At 61.3% G+C, this 23,123-nt stretch carries 23 protein-coding genes; 11 read left to right on the forward strand and 12 right to left on the reverse strand.

Annotated features, from left to right (window positions below):
• The first annotated feature begins 11 nt into the window (after window positions 1–11).
• From CUR21_RS16295 to CUR21_RS16315, 5 genes are all read left to right on the forward strand, one after another.
• A complete protein-coding gene (locus tag CUR21_RS16295) occupies window positions 12–308 on the forward strand; it encodes a hypothetical protein (RefSeq protein ID WP_100198125.1) in 297 nt (98 codons plus the stop codon).
• A complete protein-coding gene (gene acsF, locus CUR21_RS16300) occupies window positions 305–1,405 on the forward strand; it encodes a magnesium-protoporphyrin IX monomethyl ester (oxidative) cyclase (RefSeq protein ID WP_100198126.1) in 1,101 nt (366 codons plus the stop codon). Before CUR21_RS16295 ends, acsF begins: the two co-directional genes overlap by 4 nt.
• Window positions 1,406–1,504: 99 nt before the next feature.
• Window positions 1,505–2,347 (forward strand): putative photosynthetic complex assembly protein PuhE, encoded by an 843-nt coding sequence (puhE, locus tag CUR21_RS16305; protein ID WP_100198127.1) that lies wholly within the window; start codon window positions 1,505–1,507, stop codon window positions 2,345–2,347.
• Entirely contained in the window at window positions 2,337–3,548 is a 1,212-nt protein-coding gene (gene hemA, locus CUR21_RS16310) for a 5-aminolevulinate synthase (RefSeq protein ID WP_100198128.1), read from the forward strand. The genes puhE and hemA overlap by 11 nt, the downstream gene beginning before the upstream one ends.
• Window positions 3,549–3,661: 113 nt before the next feature.
• Window positions 3,662–4,135, forward strand: a complete 474-nt coding sequence (locus CUR21_RS16315) for a cytochrome c family protein (protein WP_100198129.1) — start codon at window positions 3,662–3,664, stop codon at window positions 4,133–4,135.
• A gap of 70 nt (window positions 4,136–4,205) precedes the next feature.
• On the opposite strand, the gene CUR21_RS16320 is transcribed toward CUR21_RS16315, so the two are convergent.
• Genes CUR21_RS16320 through CUR21_RS16335 form a run of 4 tightly spaced genes read right to left on the reverse strand, consistent with a single transcriptional unit; the run spans window position 4,206 to window position 6,779 of the window.
• Entirely contained in the window at window positions 4,206–5,045 is an 840-nt protein-coding gene (locus CUR21_RS16320) for an ATP-binding protein (RefSeq protein ID WP_100198130.1), read from the reverse strand.
• The gene (locus tag CUR21_RS16325; RefSeq protein WP_100198131.1) at window positions 5,042–5,959 is read right to left on the reverse strand and encodes a twin-arginine translocase subunit TatC; all 918 of its coding nucleotides are present in this window, start codon (window positions 5,957–5,959) and stop codon (window positions 5,042–5,044) included. The genes CUR21_RS16320 and CUR21_RS16325 overlap by 4 nt, the downstream gene beginning before the upstream one ends.
• Window positions 5,956–6,525, reverse strand: coding sequence for a Sec-independent protein translocase protein TatB (gene tatB / locus CUR21_RS16330; protein ID WP_100198132.1), 570 nt, complete (start codon window positions 6,523–6,525; stop codon window positions 5,956–5,958). The genes CUR21_RS16325 and tatB overlap by 4 nt, the downstream gene beginning before the upstream one ends.
• Before the next feature lie 38 nt (window positions 6,526–6,563).
• A complete protein-coding gene (locus CUR21_RS16335) occupies window positions 6,564–6,779 on the reverse strand; it encodes a twin-arginine translocase TatA/TatE family subunit (RefSeq protein ID WP_100198133.1) in 216 nt (71 codons plus the stop codon).
• Between the two features lie 162 nt (window positions 6,780–6,941).
• Between CUR21_RS16335 and CUR21_RS16340 the strand changes: the two genes are divergently transcribed.
• Complete coding sequence (locus CUR21_RS16340; protein ID WP_100198134.1) at window positions 6,942–7,619, forward strand: YafY family protein; 678 nt, start codon at window positions 6,942–6,944, stop codon at window positions 7,617–7,619.
• Between the two features lie 3 nt (window positions 7,620–7,622).
• Here CUR21_RS16340 and CUR21_RS16345 read toward each other — a convergent pair whose 3' ends face one another.
• Both CUR21_RS16345 and CUR21_RS16350 read right to left on the reverse strand, forming a co-directional pair.
• Complete coding sequence (locus tag CUR21_RS16345) at window positions 7,623–8,705, reverse strand: ABC transporter ATP-binding protein (protein ID WP_100198135.1); 1,083 nt, start codon at window positions 8,703–8,705, stop codon at window positions 7,623–7,625.
• Window positions 8,706–8,823: 118 nt separating this feature from the next.
• The gene (locus tag CUR21_RS16350) at window positions 8,824–9,603 is read right to left on the reverse strand and encodes an SDR family oxidoreductase (protein WP_100198136.1); all 780 of its coding nucleotides are present in this window, start codon (window positions 9,601–9,603) and stop codon (window positions 8,824–8,826) included.
• 134 nt (window positions 9,604–9,737) lie between these two features.
• On the opposite strand from CUR21_RS16350, the gene CUR21_RS16355 reads away from it, so the two are divergent.
• Window positions 9,738–10,769: a Hint domain-containing protein gene (locus tag CUR21_RS16355; protein WP_100198137.1), complete on the forward strand. Its 1,032-nt coding sequence runs from the start codon at window positions 9,738–9,740 to the stop codon at window positions 10,767–10,769.
• A gap of 49 nt (window positions 10,770–10,818) precedes the next feature.
• A complete protein-coding gene (locus tag CUR21_RS16360; protein ID WP_100198138.1) occupies window positions 10,819–12,417 on the forward strand; it encodes a peptide chain release factor 3 in 1,599 nt (532 codons plus the stop codon).
• A 148-nt stretch (window positions 12,418–12,565) separates the two neighbouring features.
• On the opposite strand, the gene CUR21_RS19085 is transcribed toward CUR21_RS16360, so the two are convergent.
• On the reverse strand, window positions 12,566–12,850 hold the full coding sequence (locus CUR21_RS19085; RefSeq protein ID WP_100198139.1) for a transglutaminase domain-containing protein: 285 nt from the start codon (window positions 12,848–12,850) through the stop codon (window positions 12,566–12,568).
• A gap of 596 nt (window positions 12,851–13,446) precedes the next feature.
• Between CUR21_RS19085 and CUR21_RS16370 the strand changes: the two genes are divergently transcribed.
• The 3 genes from CUR21_RS16370 to CUR21_RS16380 all read left to right on the forward strand — a co-directional run bounded on the left by CUR21_RS16370 (window position 13,447) and on the right by CUR21_RS16380 (window position 16,750).
• Window positions 13,447–14,463 carry a VPLPA-CTERM sorting domain-containing protein gene (locus tag CUR21_RS16370; protein ID WP_100198140.1) on the forward strand — a complete coding sequence of 339 codons (1,017 nt, stop codon included), beginning with the start codon at window positions 13,447–13,449 and terminating at the stop codon, window positions 14,461–14,463.
• An 80-nt stretch (window positions 14,464–14,543) separates the two neighbouring features.
• Entirely contained in the window at window positions 14,544–15,020 is a 477-nt protein-coding gene (locus CUR21_RS16375) for an invasion associated locus B family protein (protein WP_100198141.1), read from the forward strand.
• A gap of 158 nt (window positions 15,021–15,178) precedes the next feature.
• Window positions 15,179–16,750 (forward strand): DEAD/DEAH box helicase, encoded by a 1,572-nt coding sequence (locus tag CUR21_RS16380; protein WP_100198142.1) that lies wholly within the window; start codon window positions 15,179–15,181, stop codon window positions 16,748–16,750.
• A gap of 71 nt (window positions 16,751–16,821) precedes the next feature.
• On the opposite strand, the gene CUR21_RS16385 is transcribed toward CUR21_RS16380, so the two are convergent.
• From CUR21_RS16385 to CUR21_RS16405, 5 genes are all read right to left on the reverse strand, one after another.
• Entirely contained in the window at window positions 16,822–18,498 is a 1,677-nt protein-coding gene (locus tag CUR21_RS16385) for a ribonuclease J (RefSeq protein WP_100198143.1), read from the reverse strand.
• A complete protein-coding gene (locus tag CUR21_RS16390) occupies window positions 18,495–19,268 on the reverse strand; it encodes a type III pantothenate kinase (RefSeq protein WP_100198144.1) in 774 nt (257 codons plus the stop codon). Before CUR21_RS16390 ends, CUR21_RS16385 begins: the two co-directional genes overlap by 4 nt.
• An 89-nt stretch (window positions 19,269–19,357) precedes the next feature.
• Window positions 19,358–20,113 carry a biotin--[acetyl-CoA-carboxylase] ligase gene (locus CUR21_RS16395; RefSeq protein ID WP_100198145.1) on the reverse strand — a complete coding sequence of 252 codons (756 nt, stop codon included), beginning with the start codon at window positions 20,111–20,113 and terminating at the stop codon, window positions 19,358–19,360.
• 4 nt (window positions 20,114–20,117) lie between these two features.
• Window positions 20,118–21,554 carry an NADH-quinone oxidoreductase subunit NuoN gene (gene nuoN / locus CUR21_RS16400; protein ID WP_100198146.1) on the reverse strand — a complete coding sequence of 479 codons (1,437 nt, stop codon included), beginning with the start codon at window positions 21,552–21,554 and terminating at the stop codon, window positions 20,118–20,120.
• 13 nt (window positions 21,555–21,567) lie between these two features.
• Entirely contained in the window at window positions 21,568–23,106 is a 1,539-nt protein-coding gene (locus CUR21_RS16405) for an NADH-quinone oxidoreductase subunit M (RefSeq protein ID WP_100198147.1), read from the reverse strand.
• Window positions 23,107–23,123 lie beyond the last annotated feature (17 nt).

Here is a 23,123-nt window from a genome sequence, read left to right on the forward strand (position 1 = left end):
GAACCAAGATCATGGGATTTTTCACCAAAGCGAAGGAACAGGTGCCCTGCACCGTCGAGGTCAGCCACCGGTTCGAGGCCCTGCACGCCCACGTCCGTTTCAACAATGGCGCCGTGGTGCATCCGGGGGACGAGGTGCTTGTGCATGGCGCGCCGGTGCTGGCCGCCTATGGCGAGCTCGTCATCGAAGACCGTGTCGCCACCATCACCCGCGCCACATGGCTGGAACGCCAATGGGTGCGGATGACGGGCGATTTCGACTTCATGGAGCTGTGCGAATTCTCCTTTTCCGAGGAGTTGACGGTATGAAAGACGCGTCTCACGACACCACGCATGGCGAACTGCACGCCGAACTGTCGGGCAAGTTCGACACCACCGCGATGGCCACCGACACCACGCTTTTGAATCCACGGTTCTACACCACCGATTTCGACGAGATGGACCGCATCGACGTCACCCCCGTCCGCGCCGAATGGGACGTGCTGATCGCGCAGATGAGGTCAGACCCGAACAAGGGCCACTTCAAGAAGAACGCCGACTGGGATCACGTCGACTGGGCCGGTATGGACCCTGCCTTGCGCGCCGAGTTCATCGATTTTCTGGTGTCCTCCTGCACGGCCGAATTCTCGGGCTGCGTGCTTTACAAGGAAATGAAACGCCGCGGCAACAATCCCGACATTTGCGAGCTGTTCAACTACATGGCCCGTGATGAGGCGCGGCATGCCGGTTTCATCAATGATGCGCTGCGCGAAGCGGGCGTTGCGGTGAACCTTGGCTTTCTGACCAAGGCCAAGAAATACACCTATTTCCGGCCCAAGTTCATCTACTACGCCACTTACCTGTCGGAAAAGATCGGCTACGCGCGCTACATCACCATCTATCGCCACCTTGAGGCGCATCCCGAACACCGGTTCCACCCCATTTTCAAATGGTTCCGCGAATGGTGCAATGACGAGTTCAGCCATGGCGAGGCCTTTGCCCTTCTGATGCGCACCGATCCAAAACTGACGCAAAGCTGGCAGAACAAGCTGTGGATCCGCTTTTTCCTGACGGCGGTCTATTCCACCATGTGGGTGCGCGATCACGCCCGCGTGGATTTCCACGACGCGCTGGGCGTCGATATCGACTGGTATGACCAGGAAGTGTTCCGCAAGACATCGGCGATCGCACGGCAGGTGTTTCCGGTGGAGCTGGATATCGACCACCCGCGCTGGATTCCGGGCCTGCGCCGCATGAATGCGGCCATGCTGGATATGGAACGCGGGGCAAAACAGGGCGGCGCGAAAGGCCGTCTGACCAAGGCTTGGGGCACGGCGCGCGCCCTTGCCGCCTTCGTTTCGCTTTACACGATCCCGGTCATCAAGACGACGCCCCCCGCAAATGTGCGGCTGGAGCCAGCGTATTGACCGCGATCTTTCAGATCGCCGCGCAAGCGGTGATTGCGGCAGCGGGATGGGCGCGTCCCGCCGCCGCGCGTGGCCCCTCTGGACACAGGGGGGCCACGTATGTCCTTGACTAACCCATGGCTCGCCGCGCTGTCAGCCATTTTCCTGTGGTGGATCTCCACCGGGCTGATCCTGTGGCGGGTGCGGCGTGCCGATAACGAAGGCCATGACGCGCATCTGTGGTCGGTCCTGCTGGGACTGCCGCTGTTGCTGGCGGGGATTGTCGGGCTGAATGAAACCCTGTCCGACACTTCGGCGTTTGGGGCCTATCTGGCCTTTCTCTCGGCGCTCGCGGTCTGGGCCTGGGTCGAACTTGCCTTTCTGTCGGGCATCATCACTGGCCCCAACACCAAGCCCTGCCCCGAAAACCTGTCCCTGCCCTTGCGCTTCTTACGTGCGGTGGGGACCATTCTTTGGCATGAACTGGTGCTGATCGCGCTTTTGGCCACCATCGCATTGATGACCCAAGACGCAGCCAACATCTTTGGACTCTGGACCTTTGCCATCCTGTTCTTCGCGCGCATTTCGGCCAAGCTGAACCTGTTCTTCGGCGTGCCGCGCATTCATACCGAGTTCTTGCCGCGTCCGCTTCAGCATCTGGCCAGCCATTTCCGCCATGCGCCGATGAACTGGGTGTTCCCGCTCTCGATCACCCTGCTCAGCTATGCCTCCTATTGCTGGCTGGAACGCGCCTCTGCCGCTTCTACGCCCGGCGCGCTGATCGGCTTTACGCTGCTCTCTGCCCTGACCCTGCTCGCCCTTCTGGAGCATTGGTTCATGGTCATCCCCCTGCCCGACCAGAAGCTTTGGCGCTGGATGCTGCCCGAGCGCAAACCGCAATTGCAAGGCAAGCCCCAGCCAGCCCTGCACACGACGTTGAAAGAGACCCCGCATGGACTTTGACGCCCTCTTCACCCGCCAGCTGGACCAGCTGAAAGCCGATGGCAATTACCGCATCTTCGCCGATCTGGAACGCAGCTGCGGCAACTTCCCGCGCGCGGCCAATCACAAGGACGGGCAACTGCGTGATGTGACGGTGTGGTGCTCCAATGATTATCTGGGCATGGGTCAGAATCCGAAGGTGGTCGAGGCAATGGTGAGCGCGGTGCGCGCCTGTGGCACCGGGGCCGGTGGCACCCGCAACATCGGTGGCACCAACCACCACCACATTCTGCTCGAACGCGAACTGGCCGATCTGCACGGCAAGGAGGCGGCGCTCTTGTTCACCTCGGGCTATGTGTCGAACTGGGCGGCCCTTGGCACGCTGGGCGCGCGCATTCCGGGGGCCGTCATCCTGTCGGATGAGAAAAACCACGCCTCGATGATCGAAGGCATCCGCCATTCCCGCGCCGACAAGGTGCTGTGGAAACACAACGACTGGCGCGATCTGGACCGCAAGCTGCATGCCGTGGGCGACCGACCCAAGATCGTGGCTTTTGAGTCGGTCTATTCCATGGACGGCGACGTGGCTCCGATCCGCGAAATCGTCGAGGTCTGCGAAGCCCATGGCGCGCTGTCCTATATCGACGAGGTCCATGCCGTGGGCATGTATGGCCCACGCGGCGGCGGCGTCACCGAGCGCGAAGGGCTCGCGCATCGCATCGACCTGATCGAAGGCACGCTGGGCAAGGCTTATGGCTGCGTCGGCGGCTATATCACCGGATCCGCGCCCTTGGTCGATTTCATCCGCAGCTTTGCCAGCGGCTTCATCTTTACCACCGCCCTGCCGCCAGCCGTTGCCGCTGCTGCGACCGCCTCCATCCGGCACCTGAAAGAGTCGTCGGACGAGCGCGCGGCCCAGCAAGAGCGTGTTGCCCGCCTGCGCACCCGGCTGGATGCCGCAGGCATTCCGCATCTGGCCAATGGCAGCCATATCATCCCGGTGATGATCGGCGATCCGGTCAAGTGCAAGATGATCAGCGATATCCTGATGAACGATTGGGGCATCTATGTGCAGCCGATCAACTACCCCACCGTGCCCAAGGGTACCGAACGCTTGCGCATCACTCCGGGGCCGCTGCATTCCGACGCCGACATTGACCATCTGGTCACAGCGCTTGCGTCTTTGTGGCGGCACTGCGCCTTGGCGCATGCGGTGGCCTGACGCGGTATCATGCTTGTTCATACACTGTATTTTGTTGTGCTGTACCTTGGTGTGACTTGCTTTTTGCTGCAGCAGGTCCATGTTTCCCCAAATAAACCTCTGGGAGGATCCCTATGAAACGCGCTTTGACTGCCCTGACCTTCGCTTCATTTGCCCTTGCCGCGCCTGCTTTCGCGCAGGACGCCAGCGGTGATGCCGCAGCCGGGGAACGTGTGTTTAACAAATGCCAGACCTGCCACGTGATCGCAGATGCCGAGGGCAAGGTTCTGGGTGGCCGCAATGCCAAAACCGGCCCCAACCTTTACGGTCTGCCCGGTCGCGCTGCCGGCACCCAAGCCGATTTCAACGGCTATGGTGAGTCGCTGGTTGCCCTGGGCGCAACCGGTTTCGTCTGGGACGAAGCCAGTTTTGCTGAATATGTCGCGGACCCGGCCAAGTTCCTCAAGACACGTCTGGATGACAACGGCGCACGCTCCAAGATGTCGTTCAAGCTGGGCAATGCCAAGGAACAGGCCGATGTCTGGGCCTATATCGCCTCGCTGTCGCCAGCCGTGGAAGGTGAAGCCGCTCCGGCTGCGACCAACTGATCAGGCTCTGCCAGAACAGCAAAGGCCCCGGATCTTCCGGGGCCTTTTGCAATCGAACTTTCCGGCAAACCTACAGCCGCACCCCTTCGCGCGCCGCCAGATCGCAGAAGAACTGCCACGCCACCCGGCCCGACCTTGCGCCCCGCGTGGCCTGCCATTCGATCGCCTCGGCGCGCAGCCGGTCTTCGGCCACCGTCACCCCATGCGCCGCGCAATAGCCGCGGATCATGTCAAGATAATCGTCCTGACTACAGGGATGGAAGCCAAGCCAAAGTCCGAAGCGGTCAGAGAGCGAAACCTTCTCCTCCACCGCTTCCGCCGGGTTGATCGCGCTGGACCGCTCATTCTCGATCATCTCGCGCGGCATCAGATGCCGCCGGTTCGAGGTTGCGTAAAGCAAGACATTTTCGGGCCGCCCCTCAATGCCGCCATCCAGCACCGCTTTCAACGATTTATAGTGCTGGTCATCATGGCTGAAGGAGAGATCATCGCAGAACAGGATGAACCGGGCATCAGCCTGACGCAAAAGCGCGAGCAGGCGCTGCACCGAAGGCAGGTCTTCGCGCGCCAGTTCGACAATCTTCAGCGGCAGGCCTTCGGCGCGCACCGCCGCATGGATCGCCTTGACCAGCGAGGACTTCCCCATCCCGCGCGCGCCCCACAACAGCGCGTTGTTGGCCGGCAGCCCCTGCGCAAAGTGCCGCGTGTTGTCCAACAGCGTGTCGCGCGCGCGGTTCACACCCACCAGCAGCGACAGATCGACCCGGGCCACCTTGGCCACCGGCTCCAACCTGTCCGGGTCGGTGTGCCAAGCAAAGGCATCGGCGGCCGTGAAGTCTGGCGCCGGGCGCGGGCGTGGCGCCAGCCGCTCCAGCGCGGCGGCGATGCGGTTCAAAGCGTCTTCGGTCATGCCTTGTGGTCTTCTTCCTCGGCCTCTGGGTCTTCCCAAAGCCCTTGCGCGCGCAATTCGGCTTCACGCTTCTTCTCGATCCGGCGGATCAGGAAGATTGACACCTCATAGAGCGGGTAAACAGCCATGAACAGGATCAGCTGGCTCATGACATCGGGCGGCGTGACCAAGGCGGCCACGATCAGGATCAGCACGACCGCATATTTGCGTGTGCCCGCCAACCCCGCCGAAGACACCAGCCCCGCCTTGCCCATCAGGGTCAGAAGAACCGGCAGCTGAAAACACAGACCAAAGGCAATGATGAGCTTCAGCGAGATATCCAGCGTTTCATTGACCTTGCCTTGAAACACGATCTCGATGCCCTGATTTTGCACAGCCTCGGTCAAAGGCGTGGCCACCGGCACATCCGCAATCGGCGCATCCGACAGCACCGGCAACAGCGCCGAGACCACCGATGTCGCATCCGCAAAGCCAAGGAAAAACGCCATCGCAAGCGGCGTCACGACATAGTGCGAAAACACCCCGCCCAGGATGAACAGAAGTGGCGAGGCGATCAGGAACGGCAGAAACGCGTTCTTTTCATTGCGATACAGCCCCGGTGCCACGAACCGCCACAGCTGATAGGCAATTACCGGAAACGACACCGCCAGCCCCGCCACCACCGAGATATGAATCAAGGTAAAGAAATACTCCTGCGGCGCCGTGTACTGCATGATGGGATTGGGATTTCCCAAATTGCGCATCGCTTCTTCGATCGGGCGCAACAAAAAGGCAAGGATCGGTTCCGCCACCAAAAAGCACAGAACCATTGCCACCACAAAGGCCGAAACCGCCCAGATCAGGCGATTGCGCAACTCGGCCAGATGCTCGATCAGCGGGGCAGAGCTGTCGTCGATCTCATCGGATTTGGTCATGCTTCGGCCTTGGGGGTGCGGTCAGTGTTTGGTGTGTGAGGCGCGGGGGACGGTTCAAGGATCGTCTCTGTCGCGTCAGCAGGCGCCATCGGCGGCGCGGGCTTCTTCAACTTTTCCGCGGCCTCCTGAACAATCGCCTGCCGTGCCGCCTTTGCCTCGGCCAGCGCCTGTGTTGCAGGTCCCATCGAGGCAGCCTCAGATGTGGCAGACTCTGCGGGAGGCGCAGCCTGCGGGTCGGGTTGCAAAGCCGGCGCCGCTGACGTGCCGGTGGGCCGCGCCGCATTCTTCAGCGGGTCCCATTTTTCAAACTTAGACGCCGCCTCCTTGACCGCTTCCAGCCCCATCGACTTGGCCGATGTGGCAGTTTTCAGATCCTTGGCCACATCCTTAACCCCGGCTTCATCCGCCGCCGCTTCCATCGCCCGCGAAAACTCACGCGCCATACCGCGCATCTTGGCGGTAAACCGACCAAGGCTGCGGAACAGTTCCGGCAGATCTTTTGGGCCGATCACGATCAGCGCAACCACCCCGATGACAAGCAATTCGGACATGCCAAAATCAAACATGGCGCAGGTCTTCCTTTCCGCTCAGGCGGGACGGCGGATCAGATCTTGTCTTTTTCTGGCGCGGGCGTGACGTCGCGCACAGGCGTTGTCGACGCGTTTTCAATCTCTTCCGAGCCGTCCTTCACACCTTTCTTGAAGGCCGTGATGCCTTTGCCCACTTCCCCCATCAAGGAGGAAATCTTGCCGCGCCCAAACAGGACGAGCACAACAACCGCGATGAGAAGAAGGCCGGGAAGGCCGATGTTGTTCAGCATGTCAAATCCTCCTGCTGACCGGGGCACCACACCACCCCTTGTCTGTTGTTCTTCACTAACGCTGCAAAGCCTGCGTTCCTAGCCTGATTCAGGGACGCGACGGGGGCTAGGCACTCAGATACCTGACAGCTATATGTCAGTTGCCTATCAAACGGACCTGCCATGCGCCGCACCGACCGCCTGTTCGACCTGATCCAGATCCTGCGTGACGGGCGGCTCCACCGCGCGGGCGAGATGGCCGACCGTCTGGGTGTTTCGGTTCGAACCATCTGGCGCGACATGAGCACATTGATGGCCTCTGGCCTTCCGGTCGAAGGCGAGCGCGGGGTTGGCTACATCCTGCGCGCCCCGATCACCTTGCCGCCGATGATCCTGACCGGAGCAGAACTCGAGGCGCTGCGCGCCGGGGTGCGCCTCGTGGCCGAAGGGCCAGACCCGGCCTTGGCCCGAGCCGCGCGTGTGCTGGCAACGAAAATTGCAAGCGTGACGCCGGCCCCCCCCGAGGCCGAAAGCGATGACCTGTTTGTCTTCACCGGCAAGGAAACCAACCGCTCTGCTGGCCATGTGCCGCTTTTGCGGCGCGCGATAAAAGCGCGCCAGCGGCTGACGCTCACCTATGTCGATCCCGAAGGCCGCGAAAGCCACCGCGACATCCGGCCCTTGGCCCTCGACCTCACGGGCCGCGTCTGGACGCTTGCCGCGTGGTGTGAGCAGCGCCATGGATTTCGCAGTTTCCGCGTAGACCGCATCATGGCCATCGCCGAGACAGAGGAAACTTTCACCGACAGCCCTGGCCAAACCTTGGCCGATTACCGGGCGCATATGGCGGGCGAAAGCTGAACCTCAGCGCGCGGGAAAGACAAAGCAGCGGTCCCGGCGGATCATCAGCCACAACACAGTGCCAACCTTCGGCAAAAACACCCCCGGCACGCTCGCGGTCAGGGTCGATCCGTCAAAGGCCATGCGGAACTCGACCAGACTTTCCCGCCCCAGATAGCGGGAGCGGATGACACTGCCCCGCGCGGGCGTGCCCTCTTGCGGGGTCGGGTTCGGCCCGCGACCACCGCGGTCAAAATCGATCTTCAAATGCTGAGGACGGATCACGATGTCCACCGCAGCGCCATCTTCCTGACCGGGCGTCAGAAAAGCGCCAAAGGGGGTCTCTGTCAGCGCCCCCCGCGACGTGCCGCGGATCACGTTGATATCGCTGAAGAACGCGGCTGCGGCCTTGTCGACCGGGGCATTATACACGTTATAGGGCGCGCCGCTTTGCACGATCCGCCCGCCCCGCATCAGCGCAATCTCGTCGGCCATCCGCATGGCCTCATCCGGCTCATGCGTGACCAGAACCACCGCAGCGCCCTCGTCCTTCAGAATATCCAGCGTCGTATCTCGAATCCCATCGCGCAGCCGATTGTCGAGCCCGGAAAACGGCTCATCCATCAACATCACACGCGGTCGCGGCGCCAAGGCCCGCGCCAAGGCCACCCGCTGTTGCTCACCGCCCGAAAGTTGATGCGGATGCTTGCTGCCAAATCCGCTCAGCGTGACGCGCTCCAACAACTCGTCCACACGCCGCAACCGGGCCGTGCGGTCCCCTTTCAGGCCAAAGGCGACGTTTTCCGCAACACTCAGATGCGGAAACAAGGCAAAATCCTGAAACATCAGGCCAACCGAGCGATGCTCTGGCGGCACATGCCGCCCCGGCGCCGCAACCTCGACGCCATCAATCAAAATGCGTCCCGCGCCCGGCTGATCCACTCCGGCGATCATGCGCAGCGTGGTTGATTTCCCGCAGCCCGACGGACCCAGCAAGCAGGTCACCTGCCCGGCTCCAACCTCAAGGCTGACGTCATCCACCACCTTGCGTCCTCCGAAGGACCGGCTCAGGCGATCTACGATCAGGCGGGACTGCGAAGGCTGCATGGGTATCCTAGCTTTTTCGTCAACTTCCCCTAGCAGCCCCCCCGCCTCAGGGCAAGGGTATGCGCCCGGTCTCACCTGTGACGAAACATCCCCAGCGCTGAGAAGGCGCCGCGCGGGTTCAGATCGTGGCGTTGGTGGCGCCGCCATCCAGCAGGATGTTCTGACCGACAATGAAGCCTGCATGCATTGAACACAGGAAGGCGCAAGCCGCCCCAAATTCGGCGGCCGTTCCATAACGGCGCGCCGGAATGGTCGCCTCGCGCCGCGCCCGCGCTTCTTGCGCTGTCAGCCCTTCCGCGGCCATCACTCCAGCATCAAGCGCCGTCGCGCGATCGGTATCGTGAATGCCCGGCAAGAGGTTGTTGATCGTCACGCCATGGGGCGCCACTTGGCGCGCCGTGCCCGCGACATAGCCGGTCAGCCCTGTGCGGGCCGCATTCGACAACCCCAGCTGTGCAATCGGCGCTTTGACCGATTGGCTGGTGATATTGACAACCCTCCCCCAGCCCTTGTCGATCATTCCCGGCAGCAAAGCCGTCATCAATGCGATGGGCGTCAGCATATTGGCATCAAGCGCTTTGATGAAATCCGCCCGCTCCCAGTCGCTCCACAGGCCCGGAGGAGGACCGCCAGCGTTGGTCACCAGAATATCCACATGACCTGCGGCCTCAAGCACCTGTGCGCGCCCGGCATCACCAGTGATGTCAGCCGCCACGGTCACGACCTGGACCCCATGCGCCGCCCGCAACATGGCAGCCGTGGCCTCCAACGCCTCAGCCCCACGGGCATTCAGCACCAGATCCACCCCTGCCGCAGCCAAAGCTTCGGCACAGCCCCGGCCCAACCCTTTCGAGCCTGCACAGACCAGCGCCCGCTTGCCTTTGATCCCCAGATCCATCCTGTCCCCCAGACTGCCACCGTTCTACGTGGGTAACAGTCCCTGCCGCGTTGACGCAAGAGGGCCTTCGGGCTAATTCAACCTAAGGCGGCCGAGGGGGCGGGTGCCGCACAGCAGGACAGGCACGTATTCGAATGACCCCGCCAGAACCACACGCCTCGGCCTTTCCCGGCCATGCCTGCCAAGTGTTCCGCGCTGACAGCATTTATGTCATCCACGGGGTCAACGGCGGCGATGGCTTGGGCGCGGCGGATGAGGTTTGTCTGGGCGACATCTATGCTCTGGAAGACGCGACCCAGCCCCTGCGGCTGATGCTGTCGCATGAAACACCGCTGAGGCCAGACACGCAGCGGGTGGCCGATGGCAGCCAGATCGGTCACCCCGGCGAAGCGATCGATCTGGAGGCACGCTACACATTGATTGCCTCCGATGGCGACAAGATCGATCTTTTGCTGATGCGGCTGGAAAGTGGCGTCGGGCTGGTGCTGCCCTTGTCGCCCATGTCATCAAGTTCTGATTACACGCTTGTCGCCGTCGACGATGCGCCAGAGGCTGTGCGGCTTGCCGATCTGCTGTGCGTGTCCTTTGCCAGAGGCACCATGATCACCCTCGCGGATGGGCGCCAGCATCCAATCGAGTCGCTGTCCGTTGGTGACAAGGTGTTGACCCGCGATCACGGCCCGCAGCCGCTGCGCTGGCTTGGCAAGGCCACCCTGCGGGCACAAGGCGCCTTTGCCCCCGTGGTGATCACCGAGGGCACCTTGGGCAACGCGGGCGATCTGATCGTCAGCCCCCACCACCGGATCTTTCTCTATCAGCGGCAAAAGCGGGCCGGATTGCAAACTTCGGAACTTTTGGTGCAAGCAAAACATTTGGTCGACGGCGAACAGGTGTTTCAGCGCGAAGGGGGGTTTGTTGACTACTTCTCGCTGGTCTTCGACCGACACGAGATCATCTACGCGGAAGGTGTCCCTGCCGAAAGCCTGATGGTCAACGATGCCACCTTGTCGCGTCTGCCCTCCGAGATGGCGCAGGATGTAAAGGCGCAGTTTCCGGGCTTGGCGCATGTGCAGCATTTCGGCACCGAAGCGAGCCGCCAGTTCCTCGATGCATTGGGACGCACGGCGCTTTACGCGCCGTCCCGCCGAGGCCCGGACGACAGGTAGGCGCAAGCTGTGATGGACGGGCGTTTCGCTTTGCGGTAAACGCGCCGTCATGTTGACCAATCGCCCCTCCCTTCCGCCCGAAATCGCCCGCCGGCGCACCTTTGCCATCATCGCGCACCCTGATGCCGGCAAGACCACGCTGACCGAAAAATTCCTTCTGTTTGGCGGCGCCATCCAGATGGCAGGTCAGGTGCGCGCGAAAGGCGAAGCACGCCGCACGCGATCTGACTTCATCAAGATGGAGCAAGAGCGGGGGATCTCGGTCTCTGCCTCGGCGATGTCCTTTGACTTTCGCGACTATCGTTTCAATCTGGTCGACACCCCCGGTCACAGCGACTTTTCTGAAGACACCTACCGCACCCTGACTGCGGTGGACGCCGCTGTCATGGTGATCGATGGCGCCAAGGGTGTGGAAAGCCAGACCCGCAAGCTGTTTGAGGTGTGCCGCCTGCGCGACCTGCCGATCCTGACCTTCTGCAACAAGATGGACCGTGAGGCGCGCGATACATTCGAGATCATCGATGAGATTCAGGAAAACCTTGCCATTGATGTCTCGCCCGCCAGCTGGCCAATCGGCTCTGGGCGCGATTTTCTTGGCTGCTACGATATCCTGAACGACCGGCTGGAACTGATGGACCGCGCTGATCGCAACCGGGTGGCCGAAACCATCCAGATCAACGGGTTGAACGATCCGAAGCTGGCTGAACACGTTCCGGCCGAAGCGCTGGCGAAACTCCGCGAAGAGCTGGAGATGGCCAAAGAGCTGTTACCGGCTTTCGACCGCGAGGCCCTGCTCAACGGCTCAATGACGCCCATCTGGTTCGGGTCCGCGATCAACTCTTTTGGCGTCAAGGAACTGATGGACGGGATCGGCACCTATGGTCCGGAACCGCAACCGCAACCCACTGCGACCCGCAAGGTCGCGCCCGAGGAAACCGCGGTCAGCGGCGTGGTCTTCAAAGTGCAGGCCAATATGGACCCAAAGCACCGTGACCGCGTGGCCTTTGTCCGGCTTGCGTCAGGCCATTTCGAACGCGGCATGAAGCTGACACATGTGCGCAGCAAAAAGCAGATGGCGATTGCAAACCCGGTGATGTTCCTTGCAGCCGATCGGGAACTGGCCGAAGAGGCTTGGGCAGGCGATATCATCGGCATTCCGAACCACGGCCAGTTGCGCATCGGCGATGCGCTGACCGAAGGCGAAGGCCTGCGTTTTACCGGCATCCCGTCTTTTGCGCCCGAACTTCTGCAAGGTGTGCGCGCCGGTGACCCGATGAAAGCCAAGCATCTTGAAAAGGCGCTGATGCAATTCGCCGAAGAAGGTGCCGCCAAGGTCTTCAAGCCGATGATCGGATCAGGCTTCATTGTTGGCGTCGTCGGGGCGTTGCAGTTTGACGTCTTGGCCAGCCGGATCGAGGCAGAGTATTCGCTGCCCGTTCGCTTTGAAGGCAGTCAGTTTTCGTCGGCGCGTTGGGTGCAAGGGCCGAAAGCCGAGGTCGACAAGCTGATCGCGGTGAACAAGCAACATATCGCGACAGATCATGATGGCGATGTGGTGTTCCTCACCCGCCTGCAATGGGACATTGACCGCGTGGTGCGCGATTACCCCGAATTGCGGTTGACGGCGACCAAGGAAATGATGGTCTGACCACCGTTTTACCCCGCGCCGTGCGCCCCAAGCGGGGAGCCGGCGTGCTGCGCTATTTTTCGGACAACGCATCCGTGATCACGGTGAAAGACCAGAGCTGATGGGGGCCAAAGGTGGTGCGCCTTGGCGCATGGACCGCATTCCGGCCCTAGGCCACCCCGATCCGTCTCTGAACGTTGCAAAGATCAAAGGGGTGCCACGCGCCCCCAAGAGCGGCCTTCATCCACGCCGCACAGTCCCTCGGGCCTGCTGATACCGGCACAGCAAAACCGCCCAGATGGCCATTTACATACCGTGCGGGAAGGGTCAGGCAGCGGCACAGTGTAATGGCAGGAGTGGCAAGACCCCTGCTAACTCCTGCCCCCCCAAGCATCATCTGCCCTGCGCGTGTCTGAGGCGTCTGCGTCACGGAAGCGGATGTGAGGATGCACATCGTCACAGATCGCGTGCCCCCGCGGCCAGCCGGACTCTGTGGGCCCGAACAGATTCCCTGCAAGATGGCGAAGACGGTCAACCTCGCAAGCGCGCGAGGAGCAAAGACACAACGGCGGTTCGTCGGGCAGATCGCTGCACAGCCTCACCTTCCGCCAGATCAAGCTTTCCGTCATCCCGGATGATCCCCAAGCCCCGCAAGCGGGTCATACCAAAGGGTGCGATGCGGCGCCGACAGATGTCGCCAAAACGGTGAGGGAGAGCGCCTCGGACACGTCCGGGAAACGGCTGTGCTTTTCCTTCTGTGCCACATCACCCTCCCGTTCGCACGGCGCGTTCACCAGCGTCGCAGGCACACATGAGAGGAAATATTCTAAGCTGTTTGCCGATCCCTCTCGAACAGGCAGGATTGTCCACTGGAGCGCAACAATCGAAAAATAGCCTTGAAAATAAGGGAATCAGGAGTAACGTTTGTTCACACTGACGTTACCTATCGCAGAATTTCGCTGCCACACCCAACCCTGCGTCAGTCTGATTTAAGCCGGTCGCGATTTCTGCGTCACTTGCCTGAACACGTAATTGTCAAGGGAGGATAGAATGAAGACTTATCTGATGGCACTTGCGCTGGCGATCGGGTTTTCCCCGCTCGCGGCATCCGGTGCCGTAATCACGAACGGCAATGTTTCTCTGGGTGTTGACACCCTCGGCCAATTGAATGTGGGCGGAGGAACAGCTGACGTTGTCGGAACAACCGAGGTTGGTGTTCGCTGGATTGATGGCACGGGCAACCAATATGAGTCTACGTCGCATGGCTGTTTGTGCGAAGGGTGGGGTCTGGCCGTGAATGGCACCTCGGGCTATGCAAACAACGCCTCGGGGATCGGCGGCCTGACCGCGCTGTCTTTCACATCAACGGCGACGACAGCGACTTCGGTGGTTCAGATCACCGGAACGGATGTGCAGGTCACGCATGACTTTGCGCTCGCGGCAGAGACAGACGATCTTTACCGGGTGCGCGTGACCGTGGCCAACACCGGGGCAACGGCAGCGACCGGTCTTGTCTATCGCCGTGTGATGGACTGGGACACCTCGCCAACGCCATTCAGCGAATATGTCACCATCCAAGGCACGGGAACCACGAGCCTTTTGATCGGCTCTTCCAACGACGGTTTTGCCGATGCTGATCCGCTGTCGGGCGCGCTGGGCAACATTTCTCCCGGTTGCGGTGTCCTGGTCGATTTCAGCGCCTGCGGCACGGCAGATCATGGGGCTGGGTTTGATTTCGGATTGGCCGATATCGCTGCGGGAGAGTCTTACAGCTTCGACATCTTCTATGGTGGCGCCGCGAACAAGACGGCCGCCTTGGCGGCTCTGGGCGCGGTCGGGGCAGAACTCTACTCCATGGGGTGGTCCGGGCTGGACCCAGACCAGAATGGCTTTGGCACTGGCCGGGAAATCACGCCGACTTTCCTTTTTGCCTTCAAGGGCGTCGGCGGCACGATCATTGTCCCCCCTCCGGGGCCAAATCCGGTTCCGCTGCCTGCCGCTGGCTGGCTGCTGCTGGCAGGGCTGGGTGCACTGGCCGCCAAACGGCGGCGTTGCAAACTGGCCTGAGCTGCTCTTAAACTTCGAGACGGGCGCGGAGTCGCCCGTCTCAACCGGTCCTGTCAAAGCCCCCCAAAAGGTGACCCGTTATGCTGAAACGCCTGTTGCTTGTCATACCGCTTGCTCTTTTTGCCACCGCTGCTCTTTCTCAGGACAACACAGGCTGGGTAACACAATGCCAGCCAGATCTCTGCACCCTGTCGCGCGGGCTGGCCGAGGAAGGGACGGGCAAGCAGATGGCAACCTTGCTTGTCGCCGTTCCCAAAGCGTCGGAAGATCTCCGCTTTGGTCTGGCTCTGCCCTTGGGCCTCGCTCTGGCTCCGGGCGCACGGGTGGTCTATGCTGACAAGTCGGTCGACATCCCGTTTGAGGTTTGTTTCCCCGATGGCTGCCGCGCCATGATGCCGTTTGCCGATGCCGATTTTGCCGCTCTTGCAGCAAATGCCGCGATTGATGTGCAGTTCTTTCCGTACAGCGCATCGGCACCCGTCGCGCTGACCGCACCGGTTGACGGATTGGCAGAGGCTGTAGCCGCGGCCAAGGAAACCTTGGCATCCCAGCCCTGATGCGCCCCTCACCTCGGCCGGATGGGCTTTGCTTGACCGCACAGCGTATTCAAGCTAAGGAACTCTTGATCCATGTACGATGGATAACGCCGGGGCGCCCGGAACAGTCGCGTCCCTCTTCATGATTTGCGGGCCGATCCCGCATCCAAAGGACGCTGATGCTTAAATTTTCTGACCTCGCGCTTGATCCGCGCGTTTTGCAGGCCGTGATTGATACCGGCTATGAAACCCCTACCCCCATTCAGGAGCAGGCCATTCCCTTTGCGCTGGAAGGGCGCGATGTGCTTGGCATCGCTCAGACCGGCACCGGGAAGACGGCCAGCTTCACGCTGCCGATGATCACCCGGCTGGGTCGGGGCCGCGCCCGTGCGCGCATGCCGCGCAGCCTTGTGCTGTGCCCGACGCGCGAACTGGCAGCTCAGGTTGCCGAAAACTTCGACACCTACGCAAAGCACACCAAGCTGACCAAGGCGCTTTTGATCGGCGGCGTGTCTTTTGGCGAGCAAGACAAACTGATCGACCGTGGCGTGGATGTGCTGATTGCAACGCCGGGCCGCCTGCTCGACCATTTTGAGCGTGGCAAGCTCCTCCTGACCGGTGTCGAGATCATGGTGGTCGATGAGGCCGACCGGATGCTTGACATGGGCTTCATCCCCGATATCGAACGCATTTTTCAGCTGACCCCGTTCAGCCGCCAGACGCTGTTCTTCAGCGCCACCATGGCGCCTGAAATCGAACGCATCACCAAGACATTCCTGACCAACCCGGCCAAGGTTGAAGTGGCGCGGCAGAACTCCACCTCTGCCACGATCGAACAGCTGCTGGTCCAGTTCACGCCCTCCCGCAAGGACCGCAGCTTCACCGAGAAGCGCGCGGTCTTGCGCAGCCTGATCAAGGGTGAAGGCGAGGCCTGCACCAATGCGATCATCTTCTGCAATCGCAAGATGGATGTGGATGTGGTCGCCAAGTCGCTCAAGGCCCATGGCTTCAATGCCGCTCCGATCCATGGCGATCTGGAACAGTCTCAGCGGATGAAAACGCTCGATGCGTTCCGCGACGGATCGCTCCACCTGCTGGTGGCGTCGGATGTGGCGGCGCGCGGTCTGGATATCCCTGCCGTCAGCCATGTGTTCAACTTCGACGTGCCCTCACACCCCGAAGATTACGTGCACCGGATTGGCCGCACCGGGCGCGCCGGGCGTTTGGGCAAAGCCTATTCGATCGCCGTGCCGAATGACGAAAAGTATCTGACCGCCATTGAATCGCTGGTCAAGCAGGCAATCCCGCGCGCTGAAGTGCCCGAGGGGGCGCTGAGTGGGTTGGATGAGTCATCCTCGGATCGCCCCCGTGAGGCGCGTGGAGAAGGGCGCGGCAAATCGCGCGAACGCGATCGCAACCGCAAGCCAAAGCGCGATGAAAATGCGCCCCCTGCAAGCATGGAGCCCATCGCCCAGCCCGCCCCCGAGAGTGTCGCTGAGGCACCGGTGATGGCACCGCGCCGCGAAGACCGTCGCGAAGAACGCCGGGAAGACCGCCGCACCGAACGCCGTGACGAACCCGCGCGCGACGAGCGCCGGAGCGAGCGGCGCGACGATCGCCGCGACCGTCGTGACCATGCCGTGGTCGGCATGGGCGATCACGTGCCGGATTTCATCCTGCGCAGCTTCAAGATCACCGCAGTGACCCAGGACGAGGCCGAAGACGAGCCCGCCACCGGCACGGACGGCTGAACAGACCCTCGTTAAAGCCAAAAAGGCCCTGCAACAGTGCAGGGCCTTTTTCATGTCAATTCAACCAAAGCCTAATCAGCTTGCAGGCGGCTGATCACCACCGTCACTTCGGGCTTCTTGCCGATTTCCTCCATCGACACCTGTCGCACGATTCGGCGCAGCGCTTCATCCAGTTTGCCGTCATCGGCCAGAACTTTGGTGCCGGCGCTTTCCAAATAAGCGGTCAGATCACCCTCCAAGGTTTCCACCAGATCGCGCTCGCCCCGCCCGACGGTGGGCAGCCCCGAAAGCTCCACCCAGGCCTCTCCCAAGGGTTCGTCTGCCTCATCCAGAATGACAGTCACCATGGCATGCCCGTTCAGCGCCATCCGGATACGATCGCGCACCACACCGTCCAACGCGCCGATCAGCACATTGCCATCCAGATAAAGCCGCCCGGTTTCTATATGCTCTGCAACCTGAGGCGCCTCGCCGGTCAGATCCATCATCATCCCATTGGTCACCACCGCCGCAGCGATGCCTGATTGGGTGGCGATCTTGGCATGTTCGCGCAGGTGCCGGTGCTCACCATGCATCGGGATCAGCATATCGGGCAGCAGCAGGCGGTGCACATGCTCCAGATCCGGGCGGTTGGCATGACCAGAGACGTGATACAGACCGTTGGAGTCATCCACGACATCAACGCCCATTTCCGAGAAAGCGTTCATGATCTTCAGCACGCCGCGCTCGTTGCCCGGAATCACCTTGGACGAAAACAGGAAGGTGTCCCCTTCTTTCATCTGCAAGCCCAGATACTTGCCGCGGCTCAGCTGCGCCGAAGCCGCGCGCCGCTCGCCTTGGCTGCCGGTCACAAGCAGCATCAGATTGCCACGCGGAATGTCGAGCGCCTCTTCCGGCGAAACCAGACGCGGGAAACCTGACAACACCCCTGTCTCTTCCGAGGCAGACAGCATCCGCCGCATCGAGCGTCCCAGCACGCAAATCGAACGGTCGGATGCGCGCGCAGCCTCGGCCAGGGTTTTCAGCCGGGCCACGTTGGAGCCGAACGTGGTCGCGACCACCATACCGCCAGATTTCGAGATGAACTCGCGCAGCGGCGCCGCCAGAGTGGATTCTGACCGCCCCGGATGGGTTGAGAACACGTTGGTGGAATCGCACATCAGCGCCTTGATCGGGCGCTCTTCTGCAATTGCCTTGATCGCCTCATCATCCCAAGGTTCGCCCACCACCGGGTTGTGGTCGATCTTGAAATCGGCCGAGTGGAAGATGCGGCCCGCCGGTGTGTCGATCACAAGCGCGCTCGCCTCGGGGATCGAATGGCTGACCGGAACGAACTGCACCTCGAAGGGACCGGCCGTGACCACCGCAGGACGAGGCTCGACCACAGTGACAGCGTCCAAAGGCAGCCCCACCTCATCCAGCTTCAACCGTCCGATGGTTGCGGTGAAGCGGCGGGCGTAGACCTGCGCTTTCAGCTTGGGCCACAACAGTCCAAGCGCGCCGATATGGTCTTCATGGGCGTGGGTGATGAAAATACCGTCAATCCGGTCGGCCCGCGCCTCAAGCCACGAGACATCGGCCATGATCAGATCCACCCCCGGGCTGCCATCCATATCGGGGAAGGTGACGCCGAGATCGACCACGATCAATCGTTCACGGCCTTGCGGGCCGTAGCCATAGACGTAGCAATTCATCCCGATCTCACCCGCGCCACCCAGGGGAAGATAGATCAGACGGTTCAAACTCATGCGGTTTCCTTGTTGTAGTCGTGGATCAGGACGAGGCCATGCATGGTCAGATCATCCTCGATCTTGTGAAATAAATCTGTGCCTTGGGCAAACAAGGAGGCCAGCCCCCCGGTTGCGATAACTTTGGTGGGTCGGTCCCGCTCACGCCGCACTTCGCGCACGATGCCTTCGACCAACCCGATATAACCCCAATACACCCCAGACTGCATGCAAGCCACCGTATTCGTGCCGATGGCCTTTGTTGGCTTGGCCACATCGATATGCGGCAAGGCAGCAGCCGCCATGTGCAGCGCCTCGAGGCTAAGGTTGACACCGGGGGCGATAACCCCGCCGACATAGGCGCCATCGGTATCGACCACATCAAAGGTGGTCGCGGTGCCGAAATCAACGACGATCAGATCGCCTCCATGGCGGTCATGCGCGCCCACCGTATTCACCAAGCGGTCGGGCCCAACCGTGGTGCCCTGATCGACGCGAGGGGCCACCGGAAGGCGGCATTCTGGTTTTCCCACCACCAATGGCCGGCAATTGAAATAGCGGTCGCACAGCACCCGAAGATTGAACACCACACGCGGCACGGTGGATGAAATGATCGATTGGGTGATCTGAACCCGGGTGCCCGTCATCGCCATCAAGGACGACAGCCAGACGAAATACTCATCCGCGGTGCGGGTGTGATCGGTGGCAATGCGCCACGTCGAAAGGAACCGGCTGCCGTCCCAGACGGAGAACACAGTGTTGGTATTGCCGCAATCGATGGCGAGAAGCATGGGGCACGCTTTTTGGCTGAGGGTGGACCTTGGGTTTCACACCCCCGGCCCCCCGTGGGTTATTTCAGGGCAGAAACTGACCTCCGAGGTCAGAAGAACACCTCGGCAGCGGGGATGGCAAGGGTGGCCTGAGGGGTGCGCAAAACCAGATTTCCGTCGGCATCAATGCTTTCAAAAACGCCATGCCGTTCCTGCGTGCCGGTGCGGGCGCGGATGGGCTCTCCAAGGCGCGCGGCCTGCATAAGCCAGGCACTGCGGATCGGGGCAAAGCCTTCGGTCGCGAATCGTGCCTCCCATGCGGCAAAGGCGGCGGCCAACGGTGTCAGGAAGGCCTCGGGACTGACCCGCATCCCACTTTCCGAGAGGACCGAGACAGGCGGCGTGGCCCCGGGTTCCACCTCAGAAAGCGGCGGATGAGCGATCAGGTTCACGCCAATGCCAATCGCCAGCGTTTGGCGCCCCTGCCCTGCGCTCTGGCATTCCAGCAGAATGCCCGCCACCTTGCCACCGTTCAGCAGCACATCATTGGGCCATTTCAGCGAAAGGCCCTGCGGTGTTTTCATGACAGAGGACAGCGCATCATGCAGCGCCAAGGCCGCGACAAAGCTGCGCAAGGCAATCTGCGCGGGCGTGTCCTGCAGGTGCATCACCAGCGTCGCATAAGCATTGCCCGGCGGGCTTGACCATGGCCGCGCGCGACGGCCGCGCCCTGACGACTGCTCGGCCGCCAGAATCCACGCAGGCCCCGCAAGCTGCGGGGCCCGGCGAAAAGCCTCAGCATTGGTGCTGTCGACCTGTGGCAAGAGGACACGCGCGGTGCCCTCTGGCCATCTGGCCGTGCCCATGGCCTTAACGGACAAGAGCTTCGGCGGCCATCGCCGCGACGGGCTCGATCCCGAACAGGTTCACGATGCCCAAGATCATGATGGCGGCAACACCCACCATCATCACCCATTGCACCGGTGCCATGTTGCTGTCTGCCGGTTCGCCGTCCTTGCCGAAATAGATATAAAAGACGATCCGCAGGTAATAGAACGCCCCGATCACCGATGCCACCGCCCCGGCAACGGCCAGCCAGACCATCCCGGCATCCACTGCAGCCTTGAGCACATAGAACTTGCCAAAGAAGCCAAGCATGGGCGGCACACCAGCAAGGCTGAACATCAGGATCAGCAATGCCAAAGCCTTGAGCGGTTCCTTTTTCGAGAACATGTTCAGCGACTGGATATCGGTCACCGGGCGACCGTCACGTTCCATCGACAGGATGAAGGCAAAGGTGCCCACATTCATTGTCACATAGATGGCCATATAAATCAGCATGGCTTGCACGCCTGCGGCTGTCCCCGACGCCAGACCCAGCAGCGCAAAGCCCATGTGCGCGATCGAGGAATAGGCCATCAGGCGCTTGATGTCGCGCTGACCAATGGCGGCAATCGCGCCAAGATACATCGAGACCACGGCCAAGGCGGCAAGCACTTGGGTCCAGTCGCCCGGAACGCCACCAAAAGCGTCATGCACCAGCCGCGCGATCAATGCCATCGCAGCAACCTTGGGTGCCGTGGCAAAAAAGGCGGTGATCGGCGTGGGCGACCCTTCATAGACATCAGGCGTCCACATATGGAACGGGGCTGCCGACACCTTGAAGGCCAGCGCCGCCAGCATGAACACCAGCCCGATGGTCAGACCCACCGGTGTTTCCCCCTGCAGCGTCGACAGAATGCCTGCGAACTGGGTGGTCCCGGCAAAGCCATAAGTGAGCGACGCGCCATAAAGGAAGAGACCCGAGGACAGCGCGCCCAGAACAAAATACTTCAGGCCCGCCTCGGACGATTTTGTGCTGTCCCGCCGCATGGCCGCGACCACATACAGCGACAGCGACTGCAACTCCAACCCCATATAGAGCGTCATCAGATCGCCAGCCGACACCATCACCATCATCCCAATGGTGGCAAGGGTCACAAGGATCGGAAACTCAAAGCGCAGCAGGTCGCGGCGCTGCATGTAATCCTGCGCCATCAGCATCACACAGGCCGCCGAAACCAGAATGACCACTTTGGCAAATCGCGCAAACGGGTCATCGGTGAACAGCCCGCCAAAGGCCATCCGCTCTCCAGTGGTGCCAAAGCCGATGAACAAGGCCAAGGCGAAGAACAGGCCAGAGGTGGCCCAGACCAGCAGCGGGGCCGTCTTGTCCTTACCGCCATAGGCGCCAAACATCAGCGCGCCGAGCGCAAAGGCCGCCAAAATGAACTCTGGCAGAATGGTGTTGAAATCAACTGCGGTCATCGTTCCCGCTCCTTCAGTGCTGGGCCAGTTGCGATTCACCCGAAACCGGGATCGCGGCCTGATAATCGGTCACAAGGGCGCCAACGCTGGGGCCGATGATATCGGTCACCAAAGAAGGGTAAACGCCCAGAAGCAGGGTCATGAACACCAAGGGGGCAAAGATCACCTTTTCACGGCGGGTCATGTCGGTGATCGACTTCAAGGCCTCCTTGATCATCTCACCCATAACCACCCGGCGGTAGAGCCACAGCGCATAAGCCGCCGACAGGATCACGCCGCTGGTTGCCACGGCCGCCACCCAGGTGTTGACCTGGAACACGCCCACCAGCGTCAGGAATTCCCCGACAAAGCCCGAGGTGCCCGGCAAGCCGACATTGGCCATGGTGAAGAACATAAAGATCATCGCATAGGCCGGCATCCGGTTCACCAAGCCGCCATACGCGTCAATCTCACGCGTGTGCATCCGGTCATAGATCACGCCCACACAGAGGAACAGCGCGCCCGAGATGAAACCGTGGCTGATCATCTGGAAGATGGCCCCGTCAATCCCCTGCTGATTGGCAGAGAAAATGCCCATCGTCACATAGCCCATATGCGCGACCGATGAATAGGCGATCAGCTTTTTCATGTCTTGCTGAGCCAACGCCACCAGCGAGGTGTAAACAATTGCGATGGCCGACATCCACAAGACTACATCAGCCAGCACATCCGACCCCACCGGAAACATCGGCAAGCTGAAGCGCAGGAAGCCATAGCCCCCCATCTTCAGCAGGATTGCCGCAAGCACCACCGAACCTGCCGTCGGCGCTTGCACGTGAGCATCCGGCAACCAGGTGTGCACCGGCCACATCGGCATCTTCACCGCGAACGAGGCGAAGAACGCAAGGAACAGCATCGTCTGCAGGCCGCCGACCACGGTGATCCCCAACAGCGAGAAGCTCTCAGACGCAAAGCTATGCGTCAGCAGCGTGGGAATATCCGTCGTCCCCGCATCCCAATACATGGCGATCATCGCCACCAGCATCAGCACCGAGCCAAGGAAGGTATACAGGAAGAACTTGAACGCCGCGTAGATCCGTTCTTTGCCGCCCCAGATGCCGATGATCAGGAACATCGGGATCAGGCCAGCTTCGAAGAACAGGTAGAACAGCACCAGATCCAGCGCGCAGAACACGCCCAGCATCAGGGTTTCAAGGAGAAGAAAGGCGATCATGTATTCCTTCACCCGCACCTTCACATCCCAGCAAGAGGCGATGGTGATCGGCATCAGGAACGTGGTCAGCATGACGAAAAGCACCGAGATGCCGTCAACGCCCATCTTGTATTTCAGACCCAAGATCCAGTCGTATTCTTCCACGAACTGCATCTCGGTATTGGCAGGGTCAAACCCGGCAAGCACGAAGAGCGACACCAGAAAGGTCGCCGTGGTCGCCAAAAGCGCCAGCCATTTGGCGTTCTTCTGCGCGGCGGCATCATCGCCACGCAGGAACAGCGCCATGATGATCGCGGCCACCGCGGGGATGAAGGTGATGATGGAAAGCAGGTTGTCCATAAGTACTCTTTCGCCCC

Source organism: Pseudorhodobacter sp. MZDSW-24AT, assembly GCF_002794355.1.
In the GTDB taxonomy this organism is placed as follows: Bacteria; Pseudomonadota; Alphaproteobacteria; order Rhodobacterales; family Rhodobacteraceae; genus Pseudotabrizicola.

Excerpts from the sequence above, each read along its gene's own strand:
- CUR21_RS16405 (WP_100198147.1), bottom strand. The coding sequence starts at position 23,106 with ATGGACAACCTGCTTTCCATCATCACCTTCATCCCCGCGGTGGCCGCG.
- CUR21_RS16295 (WP_100198125.1), top strand. The coding sequence starts at position 12 with ATGGGATTTTTCACCAAAGCGAAGGAACAGGTGCCCTGCACCGTCGAG.
- tatB (WP_100198132.1), bottom strand. The coding sequence starts at position 6,525 with ATGTTTGATTTTGGCATGTCCGAATTGCTTGTCATCGGGGTGGTTGCG.
- CUR21_RS16370 (WP_100198140.1), top strand. The coding sequence starts at position 13,447 with ATGAAGACTTATCTGATGGCACTTGCGCTGGCGATCGGGTTTTCCCCG.
- nuoN (WP_100198146.1), bottom strand. The coding sequence starts at position 21,554 with ATGACCGCAGTTGATTTCAACACCATTCTGCCAGAGTTCATTTTGGCG.
- CUR21_RS16380 (WP_100198142.1), top strand. The coding sequence starts at position 15,179 with ATGCTTAAATTTTCTGACCTCGCGCTTGATCCGCGCGTTTTGCAGGCC.
- CUR21_RS16335 (WP_100198133.1), bottom strand. The coding sequence starts at position 6,779 with ATGCTGAACAACATCGGCCTTCCCGGCCTTCTTCTCATCGCGGTTGTT.
- CUR21_RS16355 (WP_100198137.1), top strand. The coding sequence starts at position 9,738 with ATGACCCCGCCAGAACCACACGCCTCGGCCTTTCCCGGCCATGCCTGC.
- CUR21_RS16395 (WP_100198145.1), bottom strand. The coding sequence starts at position 20,113 with ATGGGCACGGCCAGATGGCCAGAGGGCACCGCGCGTGTCCTCTTGCCA.
- CUR21_RS19085 (WP_100198139.1), bottom strand. The coding sequence starts at position 12,850 with ATGTGCATCCTCACATCCGCTTCCGTGACGCAGACGCCTCAGACACGC.
- CUR21_RS16360 (WP_100198138.1), top strand. The coding sequence starts at position 10,819 with ATGTTGACCAATCGCCCCTCCCTTCCGCCCGAAATCGCCCGCCGGCGC.
- CUR21_RS16375 (WP_100198141.1), top strand. The coding sequence starts at position 14,544 with ATGCTGAAACGCCTGTTGCTTGTCATACCGCTTGCTCTTTTTGCCACC.
- acsF (WP_100198126.1), top strand. The coding sequence starts at position 305 with ATGAAAGACGCGTCTCACGACACCACGCATGGCGAACTGCACGCCGAA.
- CUR21_RS16390 (WP_100198144.1), bottom strand. The coding sequence starts at position 19,268 with ATGCTTCTCGCCATCGATTGCGGCAATACCAACACTGTGTTCTCCGTC.
- hemA (WP_100198128.1), top strand. The coding sequence starts at position 2,337 with ATGGACTTTGACGCCCTCTTCACCCGCCAGCTGGACCAGCTGAAAGCC.
- CUR21_RS16345 (WP_100198135.1), bottom strand. The coding sequence starts at position 8,705 with ATGCAGCCTTCGCAGTCCCGCCTGATCGTAGATCGCCTGAGCCGGTCC.
- CUR21_RS16325 (WP_100198131.1), bottom strand. The coding sequence starts at position 5,959 with ATGACCAAATCCGATGAGATCGACGACAGCTCTGCCCCGCTGATCGAG.
- CUR21_RS16315 (WP_100198129.1), top strand. The coding sequence starts at position 3,662 with ATGAAACGCGCTTTGACTGCCCTGACCTTCGCTTCATTTGCCCTTGCC.
- CUR21_RS16385 (WP_100198143.1), bottom strand. The coding sequence starts at position 18,498 with ATGAGTTTGAACCGTCTGATCTATCTTCCCCTGGGTGGCGCGGGTGAG.
- CUR21_RS16350 (WP_100198136.1), bottom strand. The coding sequence starts at position 9,603 with ATGGATCTGGGGATCAAAGGCAAGCGGGCGCTGGTCTGTGCAGGCTCG.
- puhE (WP_100198127.1), top strand. The coding sequence starts at position 1,505 with ATGTCCTTGACTAACCCATGGCTCGCCGCGCTGTCAGCCATTTTCCTG.
- CUR21_RS16320 (WP_100198130.1), bottom strand. The coding sequence starts at position 5,045 with ATGACCGAAGACGCTTTGAACCGCATCGCCGCCGCGCTGGAGCGGCTG.
- CUR21_RS16340 (WP_100198134.1), top strand. The coding sequence starts at position 6,942 with ATGCGCCGCACCGACCGCCTGTTCGACCTGATCCAGATCCTGCGTGAC.